The organism is Streptomyces kanasensis, assembly GCF_043077165.1.
GTDB classification, from domain to species: Bacteria; Actinomycetota; Actinomycetes; order Streptomycetales; family Streptomycetaceae; genus Streptomyces; species Streptomyces changanensis.
Genome location: NZ_JBIBSF010000007.1, coordinates 115,006 through 135,254, shown reverse-complemented (window position 1 = coordinate 135,254; position 20,249 = coordinate 115,006). Strand labels below are relative to the sequence as shown.

The following is a 20,249-nucleotide window of genomic DNA, read 5'->3' as shown; positions in this document are numbered from 1 at the left end:
GTGGTGACGGTGGACATCGCCGTACCGGAGCTGATCGAAGTGGGGGCCGCAGGGCTGTGGACGACAGGGTGCGGGTGGTCATCGCCGAGGATTCGGTACTGCTCCGGGAGGGTCTGACCCGGCTGCTGACCGACCGCGGGCACGACGTCGTCGCGGGCGTGGGGGACGCGGACGCGCTGCTGCGGACGGTGGACGCGCTGGTCGCCGACGGGGCGCCGCCGGACGTGGTCGTCGCGGACGTGCGGATGCCGCCGACCCACACCGACGAGGGCGTCAGGGCGGCCGTGAAGCTGCGCGCGGACCATCCGGGGATCGGCGTGCTGGTGCTGTCCCAGTACGTCGAGGAGCGGTACGCGACGGAGCTGCTGGCCGGCAGCAGCCGGGGCGTGGGGTACCTGCTGAAGGACCGGGTCGCCGACGTCCGCGACTTCGTGGACGCGGTCGTGCGGGTCGCGCGCGGCGGCACCGCGCTCGACCCGGAGGTCGTGGCGCAGCTGCTGGGGCGCAGCCGGCGGCAGGACGTGCTGGCGGCGCTGACGCCGCGGGAGCGGGAGGTCCTCGGTCTGATGGCCGAGGGGCGGACGAACTCGGCGGTCGCACGTCAGCTGGTGGTGAGCGACGGGGCGGTCGAGAAGCACGTCAGCAACATCTTCCTGAAGCTGGGACTGTCGCCGAGCGACGGCGACCACCGACGGGTGCTCGCGGTGCTGACGTACCTGAACACCTGATCCGCCGCCCCGCCCGCGGTGGCCGGACCGGGTGCCACCGGCGCCGCCGCCCGCGGAGGGGACCCAGACCGAAGACCGGGCCGGGAGTGCCGTTCCGGTGGCACACGGGGGGAGACCAAGCATGATGTTCCAGGACAAAGGGGCGTCTCAGAGTGGCGTCCATCATTCGAGCTGTCCAGGGAAGGGAACCCTTACCGACGTAGGGTGGGCCTCGGGACGGCCGGTCGTCCGGCTGTCTTCCGAGCGTTCTCCCGCCGACGGCGGGGAGACCCCTTGTCTCGAGGGAGGTCCAGTTCAGTGACCAGCCAGGTCAGTAGCCCGGCCGAGCAGACGGGTGAGACGGCGCGGGAGGCCCTGCGGGCCGCCGGAACGACCGACGCAGCGACCGACGGAACCACCGACGGGACGACCGCCGCAGCGACCGACGGGACGACCACCGCGGCGCCCGCCGGAGCCACCGAGGGAACGACCGCCGGGGAGCGGCACGGCACCCCGGAGCAGCGGCGCGGCTCGGAGAAGGAGGTCCGCCGTCTGGACCGGGTGATCATCCGTTTCGCGGGTGACTCGGGCGACGGCATGCAGCTCACGGGTGACCGCTTCACGTCGGAGACGGCGTCCTTCGGCAACGACCTCTCGACGCTGCCGAACTTCCCCGCCGAGATCCGCGCCCCCGCCGGGACGCTGCCGGGTGTCTCCTCGTTCCAGCTGCACTTCGCCGACCACGACATCCTCACCCCCGGCGACGCGCCGAACGTGCTGGTCGCGATGAACCCGGCGGCGCTGAAGGCGAACCTCGCGGACGTGCCGCGCGGCGGCGAGATCATCGTCAACACCGACGAGTTCGCCAAGCGCGCCATGGCCAAGGTCGGCTACGAGACGTCGCCGCTGGAGGACGGCACCCTGGACGGCTACCGCGTCCACCCGGTGCCGCTGACGACGCTCACGATCGAGGCGCTGAAGGAGTTCGGCCTGTCCCGCAAGGAGGCCGAGCGGTCGAAGAACATGTTCGCGCTGGGCCTGCTGTCGTGGATGTACCACCGGCCGACCGAGGGCACCGAGCAGTTCCTGCGCCGCAAGTTCGCGGGGAAGCCGGACATCGCCGAGGCGAACGTGACGGCCTTCCGGGCGGGCTGGAACTTCGGCGAGACGACGGAGGACTTCGCCGTCTCCTACGAGGTGGCCCCGGCCACGTCGGCGTTCCCCCCGGGCACGTACCGCAACATCTCCGGGAACCTCGCCCTGTCGTACGGGCTGATCGCCGCCGCCCGCCAGGCGGACCTGCCGCTGTACCTGGGCTCGTACCCGATCACCCCGGCGTCGGACATCCTGCACGAGCTGAGCCGGCACAAGAACTTCGGCGTGCGGACCTTCCAGGCCGAGGACGAGATCGCGGGCATCGGCGCGGCGCTCGGCGCCGCCTTCGGCGGCTCGCTGGCGGTGACGACGACGTCCGGGCCGGGTGTGGCCCTGAAGTCGGAGACGATCGGCCTGGCCGTGTCGCTGGAGCTGCCCCTGCTCGTCGTGGACATCCAGCGGGGCGGCCCGTCGACGGGCCTGCCGACCAAGACGGAGCAGGCCGACCTGCTCCAGGCGATGTACGGCCGCAACGGCGAGGCGCCGGTGCCCGTGGTGGCGCCGCGGACGCCGGCGGACTGCTTCGACGCGGCGCTGGAGGCGGCGCGCATCGCGCTGACGTACCGGACGCCGGTGTTCCTGCTGTCGGACGGCTACCTGGCCAACGGCTCCGAGCCGTGGCGCATCCCGGACGTGGCGGACCTGCCGGACCTGGGCGTCTCCTTCGCGACGGGGCCGAACCACACCCTGGAGGACGGTACGGAGGTCTTCTGGCCGTACAAGCGCGACCCGGAGACGCTCGCCCGGCCGTGGGCGGTCCCGGGCACGCCGGGGCTGGAGCACCGCATCGGCGGCATCGAGAAGCAGGACGGCACGGGCAACATCTCGTACGACCCCGCCAACCACGAGTTCATGGTCCGCACCCGCCAGGCCAAGGTGGACGGCATCGCCGTGCCCGACGTGGCGGTCGACGACCCCTCCGGGCGGGCGCGCACGCTGGTGCTGGGCTGGGGCTCGACGTACGGGCCGATCACGGCCGCCGTGCGGCGGCTGCGGAACGCCGGCGAGACGATCGCCCAGGCCCATTTGCGCCACCTCAACCCCTTCCCGGCCAACCTCGGCGAGGTGCTGAGGCGGTACGACAGGGTCGTCGTGCCGGAGATGAACCTGGGGCAGCTCGCCCTGCTGATCCGTGCCAGGTACCTGGTCGACGCACGCAGCCACACGCAGATCAACGGCATGCCGTTCAAGGCCGAGCGGCTCGCCGCGGCGCTGAAGGAGGCCATCGATGCCCAGTGAAGCCCTGACCCTGGTGCCCAAGGCCGAGGGCAAGCAGTCCATGAAGGACTTCAAGTCGGACCAGGAGGTCCGCTGGTGCCCCGGCTGCGGTGACTACGCCATCCTCGCCGCCGTGCAGGGCTTCATGCCCGAGCTGGGGCTGGCGAAGGAGAACATCGTCTTCGTCTCCGGCATCGGCTGCTCGTCCCGCTTCCCGTACTACATGAACACGTACGGCATGCACTCCATCCACGGCCGCGCCCCGGCCATCGCCACGGGTCTGGCCGGTTCGCGGCAGGACCTGTCGGTGTGGGTGGTCACGGGGGACGGCGACGCCCTGTCCATCGGCGGCAACCACCTGATCCACGCGCTGCGCCGGAACGTCAATCTCAAGATCCTGCTGTTCAACAACCGGATCTACGGTCTGACCAAGGGCCAGTACTCGCCGACCTCCGAGGTCGGGAAGATCACGAAGTCGACGCCGATGGGGTCGCTGGACGCCCCCTTCAACCCGGTGTCGCTGGCGCTGGGCGCGGAGGCGTCGTTCGTGGCGCGGACGGTGGACTCGGACCGCAAGCACCTCACGGAGGTGCTGCGGGCGGCGGCGGACCACCCGGGCACGGCGCTGGTGGAGATCTACCAGAACTGCAACATCTTCAACGACGGCGCGTTCGAGGCGCTGAAGGACAAGGACCGGGCGCAGGAGGCGGTGATCCGGCTGGAGCACGGGCAGCCGATCCGCTTCGGCGCGGACGGGGCGAAGGGCGTCGTCCGCGACCCGGCCACCGGTGACCTGCGGGTCGTCGAGGTGACGCCGGAGAACGCGTCGCGGGTACTGGTCCACGACGCGCACGCGCAGTCGCCCACGACGGCGTTCGCGCTGTCGCGGCTGGCCGACCCGGACACCTTGCACCACACCCCGATCGGCGTCTTCCGCAGCGTGGAGCGGCCGGTGTACGACACGCTCATGGCCGACCAGCTGGATGTGGCCGTCGAGCAGCGGGGCAAGGGCGACCTGGCGACGCTGCTCGCCGGGAACGACACGTGGACGGTGGTCGGCTGAGGCCGGCCGACCCGTCCGTCCCCGCCCGGGCCCGGTCCGGAACCCATGGTTCCCGGACCGGGCCCCGGCGCGTGCGAGGGCGCTCCGGGCCGGGGCCCGCTCCGGGCGGGGCGGGGCCGGCACGGGGCCGGCACGGGGGGCAGGTCCGGGCGGGGCCGTCGCCGTGATGGACGCGTCATGACCGTATGGCGAAACGGGCATGACACGACCTCCCGTGCGGCGCTACCGTCGACCGGACAGGGCGGTGCGGGACGGTGGTCGCCGGGACGGCGGACGTCGGGACGGGAAGGGCGGACGCGGTGGCGGCGAGGAGCGGCGGCGGCGAGCAGAGGGCGGGACTCCTCTACGGCATCGGGGCCTACGGCATGTGGGGGCTGTTCCCCCTGTACTGGCCCCTCCTCCAGCCGGCGGGGGCGGTCGAGATACTCGCCCACCGCATGCTGTGGTCCCTGGTGGCGGTGGCCCTGGCGCTGCTCGTCGTGCGCCGCTGGGCCTGGGTGCCCGAGTTGCTGCGGCAGCCGCGCAAGCTGGGGCTGATAGCCGTCGCGGCCGCCGTGATCACCGTGAACTGGGGCCTCTACATCTGGGCGGTCAACGCCGGCCACGTCGTCGAGTCGTCCCTCGGCTACTTCATCAACCCGCTGGTCACCATCGCCATGGGCGTCATCCTGCTCAAGGAGCGGCTGCGTCCGGTGCAGTGGGCGGCCGTGGGCACCGGGTTCGCGGCGGTCGTGGTGCTGGCGGTCGGGTACGGCAGGCCGCCGTGGATCTCGCTGGTGCTGGCCTTCACCTTCGCGACGTACGGCCTGGTGAAGAAGAAGGTCAACCTGGGTGGCCTGGAGTCGCTGGGCGCGGAGACGGCCATCCAGTTCCTGCCCGCCCTCGGGTACCTGCTGTGGCTGGGCTCCCGGGGGGAGGCCGCCTTCGGTTCGGCGGGCGTCGGGCACATGGCGCTGCTGGCGTCGGCCGGCCTCGTCACCGCCGTGCCGCTCGTCTGCTTCGGGGCGGCCGCGATCCGGGTGCCGCTGTCGACGCTCGGGCTGCTCCAGTACCTCGCGCCGGTGTTCCAGTTCCTGGCCGGCGTCCTGTACTTCCGCGAGGCGATGCCGCCGGAGCGGTGGGCCGGGTTCGCGCTGGTGTGGGTGGCGCTGGCCCTGCTCACGTGGGACGCCCTGCGCACGGCGCACCGCACCCGCGCGACGGCCGCCCGCCTCGCGGCCGAGGCCGCCTCCCGCGCCGTGGTCCAGGCCCAGGCGGCCGCCGCGCAGTCCACGCGCCCCAAGCTCTAGCCGTCCCTCCCCCGACGCGGCGACGGCCGCCGGCGGTCCGGTACCGGCCGTTCCGGCGGGCGGGGCCGGTGGTCACCCGGTACGGCGGGATCCGGCCGCGGTCCGGCATCCGGACGGCGGCCCGCGCGGACCCGCGGCGCCCGGGGAGCCCGTGCGGCCCCGGGGGGGCGCGCCGTACCCCGGTGGGGCCGCGACCGGGCGGACGACGGCCGCTTCCCCCACGGCCCCCGGCCGCGCCCCGGCCCCCTCCCGACCCGCGCGCCCGCACACCCCGTCCGCGTCCCGGCGCACCCCGGACCTGCGGAGGGGCGCGCCCGCACGCCCCGCGTACCGGGCCGCCCCCGCCTCACCCCGGCACGGAGTGCGCGGCCCCACCCGGTGCGGGCCCCCGCCGGGTGCGTCCGCGCCGCGCCGGCCCACGCGCCACGGTGACCGGCCGTCCGCACCGCACCCGGGGACGGCCGCCGCCCCCGTAGCGCCACCGCGTCCGGTATACGGAGCCGGGTGACCGGAAACCGCCCTTGACGCGCGGTCGAATTGTCGATGTACATTCAGCGACGCACCGCGCACCAGTGGCACCAGACCGGTACCACCAGCTCCAGCGCCCCGCCGACGCCGCCGTCGCGGGGCGTCTCGCTCGTTCCGTCCCCATCCCCGTACGGAATTCGGAGCCCCCACATGACGCACTCCGTGTCCGGCATACCCAGACGCACCTCCGCGGTCGCCGCGCTCGCCCTCGCGGGCCTGCTGGCCACCGCCGCGCCCGCCGCCACCGCCGCGCCCTCGGCCCCGGCGGCACCGGCCGCCGCTGTCGCCGCGCCCGACATCCCGCTCGCCAACGTCAAGGCGCACCTGACGCAGCTCCAATCGATCGCCTCCGCCAACGGCGGCAACCGCGCCCACGGCCGCCCCGGCTACAAGGCGTCCGTCGACCACCTGAAGGCCAAGCTGGACGCCGCCGGGTTCACCACCACCGTGCAGCAGTTCACCACCAGCGGCGCCACCGGCTACAACCTGATCGCCGACTGGCCCGGCGGCGACCCGAACAAGGTCCTCATGGCCGGCGCCCACCTCGACTCCGTCTCCTCGGGGGCGGGCATCAACGACAACGGCTCCGGCTCGGCCGCCGTCCTGGAGACCGCGCTCGCCGTCTCCCGCGCCGGCCTCAAGCCCGCCAAGCACCTGCGGTTCGCCTGGTGGGGCGCCGAGGAGCTGGGCCTCGTGGGCTCCAAGTACTACGTCAACAACCTGCCGACGACCGAGCGCGCCAAGGTCTCCGGCTACCTGAACTTCGACATGATCGGCTCGCCGAACCCGGGCTACTTCGTCTACGACGACGACCCGGTCATCGAGAAGACGTTCAAGGACTACTTCGCCGGCATCGGCGTCGCCACGGAGATCGAGACCGAGGGCGACGGCCGCTCCGACCACGCGTCGTTCAAGAACGTCGGCATCCCGGTCGGCGGCCTGTTCACCGGTGCCAGCAGGACCAAGACGAGCGCCCAGGCACAGAAGTGGGGCGGGACGGCCGGGCAGTCCTTCGACCGCTGCTACCACTCGTCCTGCGACACCACCGCCAACATCAACGACACCGCGCTGGACCGCAACAGCGACGCCCTCGCGCACGCGGTGTGGACGCTGTCGGCGGGCGCGACCGAGCCGCCGGCGGGCGACACGTACGAGAACACCGCCGACGTGGCCATCCCGGACAACGGCACGCCCGTCACCTCGTCCGTCACGGTCTCGGGCCGCACCGGCAACGCCCCGGCCGCCCTGCGGGTCACGGTGGACGTCGTGCACACCTGGCGCGGCGACGTGGTCATCGACCTCCTCGCGCCGGACGGCACGGCGTACCGGCTGAAGAACTCCAGCGGCAACGACTCGGCGGACAACGTCCGCGAGACGTACACGGTCGACGCGTCGAGCGAGCCGGCCAACGGCACCTGGCGGCTGCGCGTCCAGGACGTGGCGCAGTACGACACCGGGTACCTCAGCGGTTTCTCGCTGACCTTCTGAGGGCGACGACACCCGAAGGGGCCCACCGCGACCGTGCGGTGGGCCCCTGCCGTACGTGACGGCCGCCGTCGGGTCCGGGCGGCAGCCCCGGGGTCCGGCGGCGGCCCTGGAGCCCGGCGGTCCCGGGGTCCGGCGGCGGCCCTGGCGTCCGGCGGCCTCGGGGTGCGGCGGCGGTCCCGGGGTCCGGCGGCCCTGGCGTCCGGGACAGGCCGTCGTCCCTTCCGAACCGCCGCCGCGAGGCGCGGGCGGGCGCCCTCATGCCCGGGGCGCGTCACGCCCGGGCCGACGTCGTGCCCGGGCGGCAGCCGTCACGCCCGGGCCGACGTCACTTCGTGGCGCCGTTCGCCGCCGCGACCAGCGCCTGCTGGGTCACGGCGCCGACGTACACCCGGCCGTCGTCCGTCATCAGGGCGTTGACCAGGCGGGTCTTGAAGACCATGCCGGAGCCGAACGAGCCGGTGACCCGGTCGCCGAGGCCGTCGAGGAACTGCTGCGCCTCGGGCGGCAGTCCGTCCTCGTCCCCGGCGCCACCCGCGCCACCCGCGCCGTCGCGCCGTGGCGCGGGCGCCGCCGCGTCCCCGCCCGCACCCGGGCCGGCGAGCTCGACGACGGTGGTCCAGCCCTCACCGAGGACGTTCAGCCCCTGGAAGCCGTCCGGGCCCTCCAGCCCTTCCAGCCCCTTCAGGCCCTCCTCGACGGCCTTGCGGTCCTTCTCCTTCAGTCCGGCGGCCGGCCCCTCAGAGCCCGCTCCGGCGGCGTCCGCCTCCGTCACCTTCGTGCCCTTCGGCGGCGTGAACGCGAACACCGAGGCGTCCGGCCGCGCGAAGTCGACCTTGGTGAAGCCGGCGTCCAGCGCCGCCTTGCCGCCGTCCCGCGGCGTGAGCGTGAACTTCAGCGGGACGCCGTTGCGCGCGTCGACCGCCACCTTCACGGACCCGATGGTGGAACCGCTCTGGCGGGGCTTGATGACCAGCTGGTACGCGTCCCGCCCGGCGACCCGCGCCGTGCCCTCGACGGTGACGGACGTCGTGGCGTCGACCGCCTCCAGCGCCTGCGAGGCGAGGTCGCCCGGGGTGACGGGCGGCTGCTGTCGCGCGTCGGCGCCGGGGCCGCGCTCGCCACCGCGCCCGGTGTGCCCGGCCGGGGCCTCCTCGTGCACGGCCTCGCCGGCCTTGCTGTCGTACGCCCAGACCTCGCCGCCGTTGTGGACGAGGGTGTACTCGTCGGCGCCGTCCTGGACGGTCAGCCGCTGCCGGTCCGGGCCGTCGGCGGCGACCCGCAGGGTGTGGGTACCGGACGCCAGCTTCATCAGCTGGGCGTCGGCGGACGCGGCCGCCCCCGAGTCGCCGAGCAGGTCGCCGAGGCCCGCGACGGACGGCAGTCCGAGGTCGGTGCTGACCTTCAGCGTGCCGGACATCTGCTGGACGTCCGACGCGGCGATCCTCTCTATGAGCTCCTGGGCGGTGATCTTCGGCAGGTCGGGGTCGCCGGCCGCCGCGAGCGCCGGGACGAGCCCGATCGTCGCCGCCGCCACCCCCGCCACCGCTACCGGGACCGCGTACCGCGTGACCTTCGCGCGCACGGGCCGTGCGGTCCTTGCGTCGCTGTCGTTCGGTGCCATGTGTGCGCTACCTCCGTGGTGTGGTGGTAACCATTCCACCCAACCACCGCCCCGGAGGCGTCAGCCCGCGGCATCAACTTGCCGTACCTCTCAGGGATGACCCACCCCTGAGACGCTCACCCGCGCGGAGCGCGGCGGCGCCGCGCGGCCGGGTCCGGGCCGGTGTCAGCCCGCGCGGTGGACGACCAGGTCGCACAGCTCCACGAGCGCGGACTTGGCGTACCCGTCCGGCAGCGGGGCGAGCATGGCCCGCGCCTCCTGCGCGTACCGGACGGTGTCCCGGCGGGCCAGCTCCAGCGCCGGGTGGGCGCGCAGCCGGCGCAGCACCTCGGCGTGCCGGGCGTCGTCCGTCAGGTCGCCGTCCAGCAGCTCCACCAGCTCCAGGTCCTCGGCGCGGCCGTGCTGCTCCGCGAGCGCGCGCAGGTGGAGGACGGGCAGCGTGGCGATGCCCTCGCGCAGGTCGGTGCCGGGGGTCTTGCCGGACTCGTGGGAGTCGGAGGCGATGTCGAGGACGTCGTCGGCGAGCTGGAAGGCGGTGCCGAGCCGCTCGCCGTACTGCGTGAGGATCTCCACGGTCCGCTCGTCGGAACCGGCCATCATGGCGCCGAACCGGCCGGACACGGCGACCAGCGAACCGGTCTTGCCGGCGATGACGTCGAGGTAGTGCTCGACCGGGTCCTGGCCCTCGCGCGGGCCGGCGGTCTCCAGGATCTGCCCGGTGACCAGCCGCTCGAAGGCGCCCGCCTGGATCCGTACGGCCTCGGGGCCGAGGTCCGCCAGGATGTGTGAGGCGCGCGCGAAGAGGAAGTCACCCGTGAGGACGGCGACGGAGTTGCCCCAGCGGGTGTTGGCACTGTCCACACCGCGCCGGACGAGGGCCTCGTCCATCACGTCGTCGTGGTACAGCGTCGCCAGGTGCGTGAGCTCGACCACCACGGCCGCGGGCACGATTCCGGGCGCGTGCGGGTCGCCGAACTGCGCGGAGAGCATCACGAGCAGCGGGCGGAACCGCTTGCCGCCGGCCCGGACCAGGTGCTGCGCCGCCTCCGTGATGAAGGGGACGTCGCTCTTGGTGGCATCGAGGAGCCCAGCCTCGACCGCCGCCAGCCCGGTCTGGACATCGGCTTCGAGAGCCTGGTCCCGCACGCTCAGCCCGAACGGCCCGACTGCGGTCACGAGGAGGTCTCCTGTCTGCTGACGATCACACGGATTGTCGATGTGTCGCTGGATTCACTCACGTCAGCGTATCCGGTCCCGTTTGGAACGCCGTGGGCACCTTCCCGCCACCCCCGGTATGTTCGCCCTCGGCACATACGACCGGAATGGGTCGGAGGGCGACCCGTCGTGACCGTCCGCGCCGCCTCCCGGTGCGCGCACTGCCCCGCGGATGTTCCGGAGGTTCCCGTTCCGCCACCGGACGGCGCCCGGCTCCCCGCGCGGGGCGCGCGGGGCGTCCGGTCGATCGGGCCCGGCGGGCACCGGAACCCGGCCGCCGCGAGGGTGACGAGCCCCTCTGCCACCACACCTGGGAGAAGCGCGGGCACCGCCGTAACGTGTCCCCCACACACGTGGAAAGCGAGGCAAGCACCGATGCCCGAGCAGCCCGAACAGAGCCCGCTCGACCTGCCCGAAGGCGACCCCTTCGGCCCGCACAACCTCCCGTACGGCGTGTTCTCGACCGCCGGCGAACCCGGCCGCCGCAGGGTGGGCGTACGGATCGGCGGCCATGTGCTGGACGCCGGCGCCGCGGCGCACGCGCTCGGCTCCCCGTACGCGGACCTGCTCGCGCAGCCGACCCTCAACCCGCTGATGGCGGCGGGCCGCAGGGTGTGGCGGGACGTGCGCCGCGCGCTCACCGCCTGGCTGACCTCACCCGCGCACCGGGCGGACGTCGAGCCCCTGCTGCACCCGCTCGACGCGGTGACGCTGCACCTGCCGTTCGAGGTGGCCGACTACGTCGACTTCTACGCGAGCGAGCACCACGCCTCCAACGTGGGCCGCATGTTCCGCCCGGACGGCGAGCCGCTGACGCCGAACTGGAAGCACCTGCCGATCGGTTACCACGGCCGCTCCGGCACGGTCGTCGTCTCCGGCACGGACGTGGTGCGCCCCCGCGGGCAGCGCAAGGCGCCGGCCGACGCCGCGCCGGTCTTCGGACCGTCCGGCAAGCTGGACATCGAGGCGGAGGTCGGCTTCGTCGTCGGCACCCCCTCCGAGCTGGGCCGGCCGGTCGCGCTCGGCGACTTCCGCGAGCACGTCTTCGGCCTGACGCTGCTGAACGACTGGTCGGCGCGCGACGTCCAGGCGTGGGAGTACGTGCCGCTCGGCCCGTTCCTGGGCAAGTCGTTCGCCACGTCGGTGTCGGCGTGGGTGACGCCGCTGGAGGCCCTCGACGCCGCCCGGGTGGCCCCGCCGGCGCGCGACCTCCCGCTGCTGCCGTACCTGGACGACGCGGCCGAGGAGGAGCAGGGCGGCTTCGACCTGCACATCACGGTGCGGATCAACGGCGAGGTGGTGGCCGAGCCGCCGTTCTCCACCATGTACTGGACGGCGGCGCAGCAGCTGGCGCACATGACCGTCAACGGCGCCTCGCTGCGCACCGGCGACCTGTACGGCTCGGGCACGGTGAGCGGCCCGGAGCCGCACCAGCGCGGCTCGCTGCTGGAGCTGACGTGGAACGGGCGGGACGCGCTGGAACTGGCCGGCGGCAAGCGGACGTTCCTGGAGGACGGCGACGTCGTCACGCTCACCGCGTGGGCGCCCGGCCCGGACGGCACCAAGGTCGGCCTGGGCGAGGTCACGGGCCGGGTCACTCCGGCGGTCTGACACCCGGCCCCGTAGCACTGGGGCCGGATCCGGCCCCAGTGCTACGGCACCCCGCCGGATCCGGCCCCCGGCGCTCCGGCACGCGCCGGTCAGGTGCTGCGGCACCCCGCCGGATCCGGTCCCGCCGGGCGCTGCGCACCGGCCGTCCGGTGCTGCGGCACCGGCCGTCCCGGCGGACGCCGGCGGGCCACGCCCCACGGGGCGTGGCCCGGCACCCCGGCTCCGGGTGCCGGGCCGTGCGGCGCATGGCTCAGCCGCACCCCGTGGTGGTCATCCGGCGCGCCAGAGCGCGGGGGCGCCCGGCGGCTCCCACCCCGCCTGCGCGGTGTGGGCCTGGAGGCAGACGTAGCCGCGGCCCCCGTACGTGACCCGGTCGCCCGGCCGGTACGCGGTCCCCGGCGACCAGGTCCCGCCGGGCGGCGGGGTGGTCGGCGGGGTGGTCGGGTCGGGTGTCTGCGGCACGTCCAGCACGAAGTCGAAGGCCGCCTCCTTCGCCCCGGAGCCCGCGTCGCGCACGCTCATCAGCAGTCGCGGGTCGAAGAGCGGGTCGGTGGCGTTGCGCGGCTCGCCCGGGAAGTACAGCTGCGTGGTGAGCACCGGTCGTCCGGGGGCCTGCGCCTTGACGTGGATGTGCCGGGTGCGGCCCGGGTACAGGCCCGGCACGATCGTGGTGAGGCGGAAGGCGCCCTGGGCGTCGGTGAACTGGTGGCCGCGGAAGCGGTACCCCGCGTTGTCGTACGCGCCGTTGACGTCGGCCTGCCAGAAGTCGAGCAGGACGCCCGGGACGGGCCGGCAGCCGCGCCCGAAGACCCAGCCGGTGACGGTGAGGCGGACGCCCGGGGTGCCGGCGTCCACGAGGGACGTGCGCCGGGGCGAGTTCGGCTTGAAGTACGGGCCCTCCATCTGCGGCGGCGTCGGGTCGTCCCCGTCGTCGCAGGTGGGCGTCAGCTCCGGCGTGGCGCCGCCGGGGACGGCGCCGGTGCGGGCCAGCGCCGGCACGCCGACGAGCACGGCGGGGGCGGCGAGGCCCGCCGCGAGGGCGGCGCGCAGCACGGTCTTGCGGGTGGGGTGCCCGTCGCGGGGCTCCTGGTCGTCCATGCCTGCTCCTCGTCCGGGAGGGGGGTCAGGGGAACGGCTCCGAACCTACGCAGGCCGTCCGGGGCGCACGATGGACTGGACGCGGCGGTCGTGGTGAATATCGCGGCACGTCCACGGCCCGTGGTCCCGCGCCCCTCCGCCACCGCCCTCCCCTCCCCCGCCGCCCGCCGCTCCCCCGCGGGACACCCGCGCGTCCCCGCCGCCCGCCGCCCCTGCCCGGTCGGACACCCGCGCGTCCCCGCCGCCCGCCGCCCCTGCCCCGCCGCGCGCCTCCGCGCCGCGCCGGAAGTCGCCCGGACTGGCGCCGGTCTCGCGGCGGAAGAAGCGGCAGAAGTAGGCGGGGTCGCCGAACCCCACCCGTGCGGCCACCTGCCGGACGGTCAGGTCGGTCCGGGCGAGGAGACGTTTCGCCTCGTGGACGCGGGCCTCGCGGACGAGCTGGCCCGGGGTGCGGCCGGTGGCGGCCTTGACCGCCTCGGCGAGGTGTCCGGCGCTCACGCCGACGGCCGCCGCGCAGGCGCCCACCGACCACAGCGCCGGGTCGCCGCGGCCGATGAGGCGGGTGAACTCCTCCGCGACCGCCCCCGGCCGCCCCCCGGGGCGGCCCGGCGCGACGGGGTGCGCGTCGTACAACCGCGCCGCGCGGACGACGAGGACGTGCAGCAGGGCGCGGAGCACCGAGGGGTGGCCGTCGGCGCCGCGGCCGTACTCCTCGTGGAGGTCGGCGACGAGCCGGGCCGTCCGGTCGGCGGCCCGCTCGTCCAGGGTGTGCCAGGGCCGCTCTCCCAGGCGGCGCAGGAGCTGCCGGTCGCCGGGATGGTCGATCAGGAAGTCCTCGGTGAACAGGACCACGGAGCCGTCCACGCCGGTCGCGCCCTCCCAGTGGTGGACCTGACCGGGGGTGAGGAAACCGAGGTGGGGCGGGCGCAGCGGCCAGCGGGCGAGGTCGGTGACGTGCGCCCCGCGCCCGGCCGTGACGTGCACGATCTCGTAGAAGGTGTGCCGGTGGGGGAAGGCGGCCCGGGACATCGGCCCGATGGTGTCGAAGGTGCCGATCGCGAACGGCACCGCGTCGGGCATCGGGACCTCCAGGCGGTGCATCGGCAGCGCCCCCCGCCCGTCGGTCCCGCCGTCCTCCCCTGGTAACACCGTGGTGCCGCGCATCGCCGTCGTCCGCCCTCGTCAACCCGTCGTGGGCCCGCCACCCCGCGCCGGGCCGTCCCGGCCGGTGGTCTGGACCAGTTGCGTCCGGTCACCATGCCACGGCGGGGCGGGCCGGGGACAGGGGCCTTTCCGTCCGATGGCCCGTCCCCGGGTGCGACCACCGGGGCCGCGTCGCATGCTGCCTAGGAGTCCCGCCCGGACCACCGGGCGCTCCGCGCGCTCGACCGCCGTCCCACGAGGAGCACCGCATGAACCCGAGAGGGCCCATGACCGCCGCCGCCGTCGCCTCCCTAGCCTCCCTGGCGCTGCTGGGGGGTCCGGCCCCCGCGACGGCCGCCGACGACGACGCCGCGCACGCCGACCTGATGGCGGCGTACAGCGCGACGCAGAAGTACCACTCGGTCGAACGGGCCGTCGCGGACGGCTACACGCCCATGCGCGGCTGCATCGCCCGGGAGGGCGAGGGCGCCATGGGCTACCACTACGTCAACGAGGCGCACAACAACCGGACCGACCCCACCAGGCCGGCCGCCCTCATGTACGAGAAGGACGCGGACGGCGTGCTGCGGCTGGTCGGCGTGGAGTGGTTCGTGGAGGACGCCGACCAGGACATGGCGACCGACGGCGACCGCCCGGTGATGTTCGGGCAGCCCTTCCTCGGCCCGTCGTCGGGCGTGGAGGCGGGCGTCAAGGTCCACTACGACCTGCACGTGTGGCTGCACAAGCCCAACCCCAAGGGCATGTTCCACGAGTGGAACCCCGAGGTGCGCTGCCCCTAGGGGGGCCGCGTGCCGAGCGGGGCCGGACGCGGCGGCGGCCGGGCGGGGCGCGTCGCCGCGCGTCCCACCCGGCCGCCGCTCCGCGCGCACGTCCCGTGCGCGCCGGGGAACCGCCCGGAGGCCGTCCGCTACCGGACGAACACCCCGGCCTGGCCGGCGAGGTCCAGGAAGTACTGCGGGGCCACGCCGAGGACGAGCGTCACGGCGACGCCCACGCCGATGGCCGTCATGGTCAGCGGCGACGGCACCGCGACGGTCGGCCCCTCCGGGTGCGGCTCGCTGAAGAACATCAGCACGATGACCCGGACGTAGAAGAACGCGGCGATGGCCGAGGCGATCACACCGACCACCACCAGGGCACCCGCGCCACCCTCCGCGGCCGCCTTGAACACGGCGAACTTGCCGGAGAAGCCGGACGTCAGCGGGATCCCGGCGAAGGCCAGCAGGAACACCGCGAAGACCGCCGCCACCAGGGGCGACCGCCGCCCGAGGCCGGCCCACTTCGACAGGTGCGTCGCCTCGCCGCCCGCGTCCCGCACGAGCGTGACGACCGCGAACGCGCCGATCGTCACGAAGGAGTACGCCGCCAGGTAGAACAGCGTGGACGAGATGCCGGAGGGGGTCGCGGCGATGACTCCCGCGAGGATGAAGCCCGCGTGGGCGATGGACGAGTAGGCGAGCAGCCGCTTGATGTCGGTCTGGGTGATGGCGACGACGGCGCCGGCGAGCATGGTGACGATGGCGACGCCCCACATGACGGGCCGCCAGTCCCAGCGCAGCCCCGGCAGGACCACGTACAGCAGCCGCAGCATCGCGCCGAACGCCGCGACCTTGGTGGCCGCCGCCATGAAGCCCGTCACCGGCGTCGGGGCGCCCTGGTAGACGTCGGGCGTCCACATGTGGAACGGCACCGCGCCCACCTTGAACAGCAGGCCCATCAGCACCAGCGCGAAGCCGATGAGCAGCAGGACGTCGTTGCTCATCGTCGCGGCGAGCGCCGGGTCGACCGTGCCGACCGCGCCGTCCACGACGTCCGCGATCCGGGCGTACGAGACGGAGCCCGCGTAGCCGTAGAGCAGGGCGATGCCGAAGAGCAGGAACGCGGAGGCGAAGGAGCCGAGCAGGAAGTACTTCACCGCGGCCTCCTGCGACAGCATCCGCTTGCGGCGGGCGACGGCGCAGAGCAGGTACAGCGGCAGCGAGAAGACCTCCAGCGCGATGAAGAGCGTCAGCAGGTCGTTGGCGGCGGGGAAGACGAGCATGCCCGTGACGGCGAACAGTGCCAGCGGGAAGACCTCGGTGGTGGTGAACCCGGCCTTGACCGCGGCCTTCTCGTGGTCGCTGCCCGGGACGGCGGCCGCCTCGGCGGCGAACGAGTCGACGCGGTGGCCGTGCCGGGCCGGGTCGAGGCGCCGCTCGGCGAAGGTGAAGACCGCGACGAGCGAGGTCAGCAGGATCGTCCCCTGGAGGAACAGGGCGGGGCCGTCGACCGCGATGGCGCCCATGGCGGAGATCTGCGCCTTGGTGGTCGCGTGGCCCGTGACGGCGAGGCCGACGACGGCGGCGAACGCGCAGGCGAGCGCCACCGCGCTGAGGAACAGCTGGACGTGGTAGCGCGCCCGGCGCGGGACGGCGGCCTCGACGAGGATGCCGAGGACCGCCGCGCCGACCACGATGAGGACCGGCGCCAGCTGGGAGTACTCGATCTCCGGTGCGGGGATCTTGCCGAGCGGTTCGACCGCCGCCGTCGTCCACAGGGTGTGGAAGTCCGTAGTGCTCACTTGGCCGCCTCCACGTCGGGCCGGGGGTCCTTCTGCTGGACGTCGGACATGGTGTGCCGCACCGCCGGGTTGACGATGTCGGTGAGCGGCTTGGGGTAGACGCCGAGGACGAGCAGCAGCGCGATCAGCGGGGCCACCACGGCCAGCTCGCGCGGCCGCAGGTCGGGCATGGCCCGGACCCCCTCCTTGACCGGCCCCGTCATCGTCCGCTGGTAGAGCACCAGCGTGTAGAGCGCGGCCAGCACGATGCCGGTGGTGGCGACGACGCCCGCGACCGGGTACCGGGCGAACGTGCCGACCAGCACCAGGAACTCGCTGACGAACGGCGCCAGGCCGGGCAGCGACAGCGTGGCGAGCCCGCCGACGAGGAAGGTGCCGGCGAGGACCGGCGCGACCTTCTGCACCCCGCCGTAGTCGGCGATGAGCCGCGAGCCGCGGCGCGAGATCAGGAACCCGGCGACCAGCATCAACGCGGCCGTCGAGATGCCGTGGTTGACCATGTAGAGCGTGGCGCCGCTCTGGCCCTGGCTGGTCATCGCGAAGATGCCCAGGACGATGAAGCCGAAGTGGGAGATCGACGCGTAGGCGATCAGGCGCTTGATGTCGCGCTGGCCGACCGCGAGCAGCGCCCCGTAGACGATGCTGACCAGCGCCAGGGTGATGATCACCGGGGTGGCCCACTTCGACGCCTCGGGGAAGAGGCCGAGGCAGAAGCGGAGCATCGCGAACGTGCCGACCTTGTCGACGACGGCCGTGATGAGCACCGCGACGGGTGCCGTGGCCTCCCCCATCGCGTTCGGCAGCCAGGTGTGCAGCGGCCACAGCGGCGCCTTCACCGCGAAGGCGAGGAAGAAGCCGAGGAAGAGCAGCCGCTCGGTGTCGGTCGCCATGGACAGCTCGCCGCTCGCGCGCGCGGCGGTGATCTCGGTGAGGGAGAAGCTGCCCGCGACGACGTACAGCCCGATCACCGCGGCCAGCATGACCAGTCCGCCGGCGAGGTTGTACAGCAGGAACTTCACCGCCGCGTACGACCGCTGGGCGGCCGCCCGGTCGTCGGTGCCGGCGTGGGCCCGGTCCCCGAAGCCTCCGATGAGGAAGTACATCGGGATGAGCATGGCCTCGAAGAGGATGTAGAAGAGGAAGACGTCGGTGGCCTCGAAGGAGAGGATCACCATCGCCTCGACCATGAGGATCAGCGCGAAGAAGCCCTGGGTGGGGCGCCACCGCTCGGAGCTGGTCTCCAGGGGGTCGGCGTCGTGCCATCCGGCGAGGATGACGAAGGGGATCAGCAGGGCGGTGAGGGCGATCAGGGCGACCCCGATGCCGTCCACGCCCAGCTCGTAGCGGACGCCGAAGTCGCTGATCCAGGCGTGCGACTCGGTGAGCTGGTACCGGGCGCCGCCCGGGTCGAAGCGCACCAGGACCACCACCGCGAGGGCGAGCGTGGCGAGCGAGAAGAGCAGCGCCAGCCATTTGGCCGCCGTGCGGCGGGCGGCCGGGACGGCGGCGGTGACGATCGCGCCGGCGGCCGGCAGCACCGCGGTCGCGGTGAGGAGGGGGAACGACGAAGCGGACATCGCGATCACACCGCCCTCATCAACAGGGTCGCGGCGATCAGCACCGCAGCACCTCCGAACATCGAGACCGCGTAGGAGCGGACGAAGCCGTTCTGCAGTAGGCGCATCCGGCCGGAGAGACCGCCCATCGCCGCGGCGGTGCCGTTGACGACACCGTCGACGAGGGTGTGGTCGACGTAGACGAGCGAGCGGGTGAGGTGTTCGCCGCCGCGGACCAGGACCACGTGGTTGAAGTCGTCCTGGAGGAGGTCGCGGCGGGCGGCCCGGGTGAGCAGCGAACCGCGGGGCGCGACCACCGGCACGGGCCTGCGCCCGTACTGGGCGTAGGCGATGCCGACGCCGACGAGGAGCACGATGACGGTCGACGTGGTGATGACGGCGGCGCTGACCGGTGGGTGCCCGTGGTCGAAGTCGGTGACCGGCTTCAGCCAGTTCACGAAGGCGCTGTTGAGGGAGAAGAGCCCGCCCGCGAAGACCGAACCGAAGGCGAGCAGGATCATCGGGATCGTCATGGACTTCGGCGACTCGTGCGGGTGGGGCATGCTCCCCGGGGCCGCCTCGGCGCCGGGCTCGACGTCCGCCGCGGCCGGGTCGGGCGCGGGCTGCCAGCGCTTCTCGCCGAAGAACGTCATGAGCATCACGCGGGTCATGTAGTACGCGGTGATCCCGGCGCCCAACAGCGTGACGGCGCCCAGGATCCAGCCCTCGGTGCCGCCCTTCGCGAAGGCCGCCTCGATGATCTTGTCCTTGGACCAGAAGCCGGACAGTCCCGGGAAGCCGATGATCGCCAGGTACCCGAGCCCGAAGGTCACGAAGGTGACGGGCATGTACGTGCGCAGCCCGCCGTACTTGCGCATGTCGACCTCGTCGTTCATGCCGTGCATGACGGATCCGGCACCGAGGAACAGCCCGGCCTTGAAGAAGCCGTGCGTCACCAGGTGCATGATCGCGAAGGCGTACCCGATCGGCCCGAGGCCGGCGGCGAGGACCATGTACCCGATCTGCGACATCGTCGAGCCGGCGAGGGCCTTCTTGATGTCGTCCTTCGCGCAACCGACGATCGCACCGAAGAGGAGCGTCACCGCGCCGACCACGACGACCGCGAGCTGCGCGTCCGGCGCGGCGTTGAAGATCGCCCCGGACCGGGTGATCAGGTACACGCCGGCGGTCACCATCGTCGCCGCGTGGATCAGCGCCGACACCGGGGTCGGGCCCTCCATCGCGTCACCGAGCCAGGACTGCAGCGGCACCTGGGCGGACTTGCCGCACGCGGCGAGGAGCAGCATCAGCCCGATCGCCGTCAGCATGCCCTCGGACGCCCCGTCGGTCGCGCCGAGCACCGGCCCGAACGTGAACGTCCCGAACGTGGTGAACATCAGCATGATCGCCACGGAGAGGCCGATGTCGCCGACCCGGTTGACGAGGAACGCCTTCTTCGCGGCCGTGGCCGCGGAGGGCTTGTGCTGCCAGAACCCGATGAGCAGGTAGGACGCGAGACCGACGCCCTCCCAGCCGAAGTACAGCAGCAGGTAGTTGTCGGCGATGACGAGGAGCAGCATCGCCGCGAGGAAGAGGTTCAGGTAGCCGAAGAAGCGGCGGCGCCGCTCGTCGTGCTCCATGTACCCGATGGAGTAGACGTGGATCAGCGTGCCCACGCCGGTGATCAACAGGACGAACGTCATCGACAGCTGGTCGAGCTGGAAGGCGACGTCGGCCTGGAAGCCCTCGACCGGCACCCAGCTGAACAGCCGCTGGTGCAGGGTCCGGTCCTCGGCGCCGCGGCCCAGCATGTCGGCGAAGAGGACCGCGGCGACGGCGAAGGAGGCGGCGGCGAGCAGCGTGCCGAGCCAGTGCCCGGCCCGGTCCAGCCGCCGGCCGCCGCACAACAGGACGGCCGCTCCGAGCAGGGGCGCCGCGACGAGCAGCGCGATCAGGTTCTCTGTTTCCACGGTTGC

Annotated in this window: 14 protein-coding genes; 7 read left to right on the top strand and 7 right to left on the bottom strand. The window is 73.5% G+C overall.

Annotated features, from left to right (window positions below):
• Positions 1-56: 56 nt before the first annotated feature.
• The 5 genes from ACF053_RS18815 to ACF053_RS18795 all read left to right on the top strand — a co-directional run bounded on the left by ACF053_RS18815 (position 57) and on the right by ACF053_RS18795 (position 7,448).
• On the top strand, positions 57-728 hold the full coding sequence (locus ACF053_RS18815) for a response regulator transcription factor (protein WP_058944766.1): 672 nt from the start codon (positions 57-59) through the stop codon (positions 726-728).
• 297 nt (positions 729-1,025) lie between these two features.
• On the top strand, positions 1,026-3,101 hold the full coding sequence (locus tag ACF053_RS18810) for a 2-oxoacid:acceptor oxidoreductase subunit alpha (protein WP_391954946.1): 2,076 nt from the start codon (positions 1,026-1,028) through the stop codon (positions 3,099-3,101).
• Complete coding sequence (locus ACF053_RS18805) at positions 3,091-4,143, top strand: 2-oxoacid:ferredoxin oxidoreductase subunit beta (RefSeq protein ID WP_058944768.1); 1,053 nt, start codon at positions 3,091-3,093, stop codon at positions 4,141-4,143. The genes ACF053_RS18810 and ACF053_RS18805 overlap by 11 nt, the downstream gene beginning before the upstream one ends.
• A gap of 365 nt (positions 4,144-4,508) precedes the next feature.
• Positions 4,509-5,432, top strand: coding sequence for an EamA family transporter RarD (gene rarD, locus ACF053_RS18800; protein WP_391955137.1), 924 nt, complete (start codon positions 4,509-4,511; stop codon positions 5,430-5,432).
• A 678-nt stretch (positions 5,433-6,110) separates the two neighbouring features.
• Complete coding sequence (locus ACF053_RS18795) at positions 6,111-7,448, top strand: M28 family peptidase (protein WP_391954945.1); 1,338 nt, start codon at positions 6,111-6,113, stop codon at positions 7,446-7,448.
• A 325-nt stretch (positions 7,449-7,773) separates the two neighbouring features.
• Here ACF053_RS18795 and ACF053_RS18790 read toward each other — a convergent pair whose 3' ends face one another.
• Positions 7,774-9,069, bottom strand: coding sequence for a LolA family protein (locus ACF053_RS18790; protein WP_391954944.1), 1,296 nt, complete (start codon positions 9,067-9,069; stop codon positions 7,774-7,776).
• Between the two features lie 165 nt (positions 9,070-9,234).
• Positions 9,235-10,245 (bottom strand): polyprenyl synthetase family protein, encoded by a 1,011-nt coding sequence (locus tag ACF053_RS18785; RefSeq protein WP_391954943.1) that lies wholly within the window; start codon positions 10,243-10,245, stop codon positions 9,235-9,237.
• Positions 10,246-10,659: 414 nt separating this feature from the next.
• Between ACF053_RS18785 and fahA the strand changes: the two genes are divergently transcribed.
• Positions 10,660-11,895 carry a fumarylacetoacetase gene (gene fahA / locus ACF053_RS18780; RefSeq protein WP_391954942.1) on the top strand — a complete coding sequence of 412 codons (1,236 nt, stop codon included), beginning with the start codon at positions 10,660-10,662 and terminating at the stop codon, positions 11,893-11,895.
• A gap of 270 nt (positions 11,896-12,165) precedes the next feature.
• Here fahA and ACF053_RS18775 read toward each other — a convergent pair whose 3' ends face one another.
• Together ACF053_RS18775 and ACF053_RS18770 are read right to left on the bottom strand one after the other, a co-directional pair.
• Entirely contained in the window at positions 12,166-12,993 is an 828-nt protein-coding gene (locus ACF053_RS18775) for a dioxygenase family protein (RefSeq protein WP_391954941.1), read from the bottom strand.
• 45 nt (positions 12,994-13,038) lie between these two features.
• On the bottom strand, positions 13,039-14,157 hold the full coding sequence (locus ACF053_RS18770; protein ID WP_391954940.1) for a helix-turn-helix transcriptional regulator: 1,119 nt from the start codon (positions 14,155-14,157) through the stop codon (positions 13,039-13,041).
• Between the two features lie 248 nt (positions 14,158-14,405).
• On the opposite strand from ACF053_RS18770, the gene ACF053_RS18765 reads away from it, so the two are divergent.
• Positions 14,406-14,936: a hypothetical protein gene (locus ACF053_RS18765; RefSeq protein WP_391954939.1), complete on the top strand. Its 531-nt coding sequence runs from the start codon at positions 14,406-14,408 to the stop codon at positions 14,934-14,936.
• A gap of 128 nt (positions 14,937-15,064) precedes the next feature.
• Here the strand turns inward: ACF053_RS18765 and nuoN are convergent, their stop codons facing one another.
• From nuoN to nuoL, 3 genes are read right to left on the bottom strand one after another with little or no spacing between them, the layout of a single operon-like run.
• Positions 15,065-16,717 carry an NADH-quinone oxidoreductase subunit NuoN gene (gene nuoN, locus ACF053_RS18760; RefSeq protein WP_391954938.1) on the bottom strand — a complete coding sequence of 551 codons (1,653 nt, stop codon included), beginning with the start codon at positions 16,715-16,717 and terminating at the stop codon, positions 15,065-15,067.
• Positions 16,714-18,294 carry an NADH-quinone oxidoreductase subunit M gene (locus ACF053_RS18755; protein ID WP_391955136.1) on the bottom strand — a complete coding sequence of 527 codons (1,581 nt, stop codon included), beginning with the start codon at positions 18,292-18,294 and terminating at the stop codon, positions 16,714-16,716. Before ACF053_RS18755 ends, nuoN begins: the two co-directional genes overlap by 4 nt.
• A 5-nt stretch (positions 18,295-18,299) precedes the next feature.
• Positions 18,300-20,243, bottom strand: a complete 1,944-nt coding sequence (nuoL, locus tag ACF053_RS18750; protein WP_391954937.1) for an NADH-quinone oxidoreductase subunit L — start codon at positions 20,241-20,243, stop codon at positions 18,300-18,302.
• Positions 20,244-20,249: the final 6 nt, after the last annotated feature.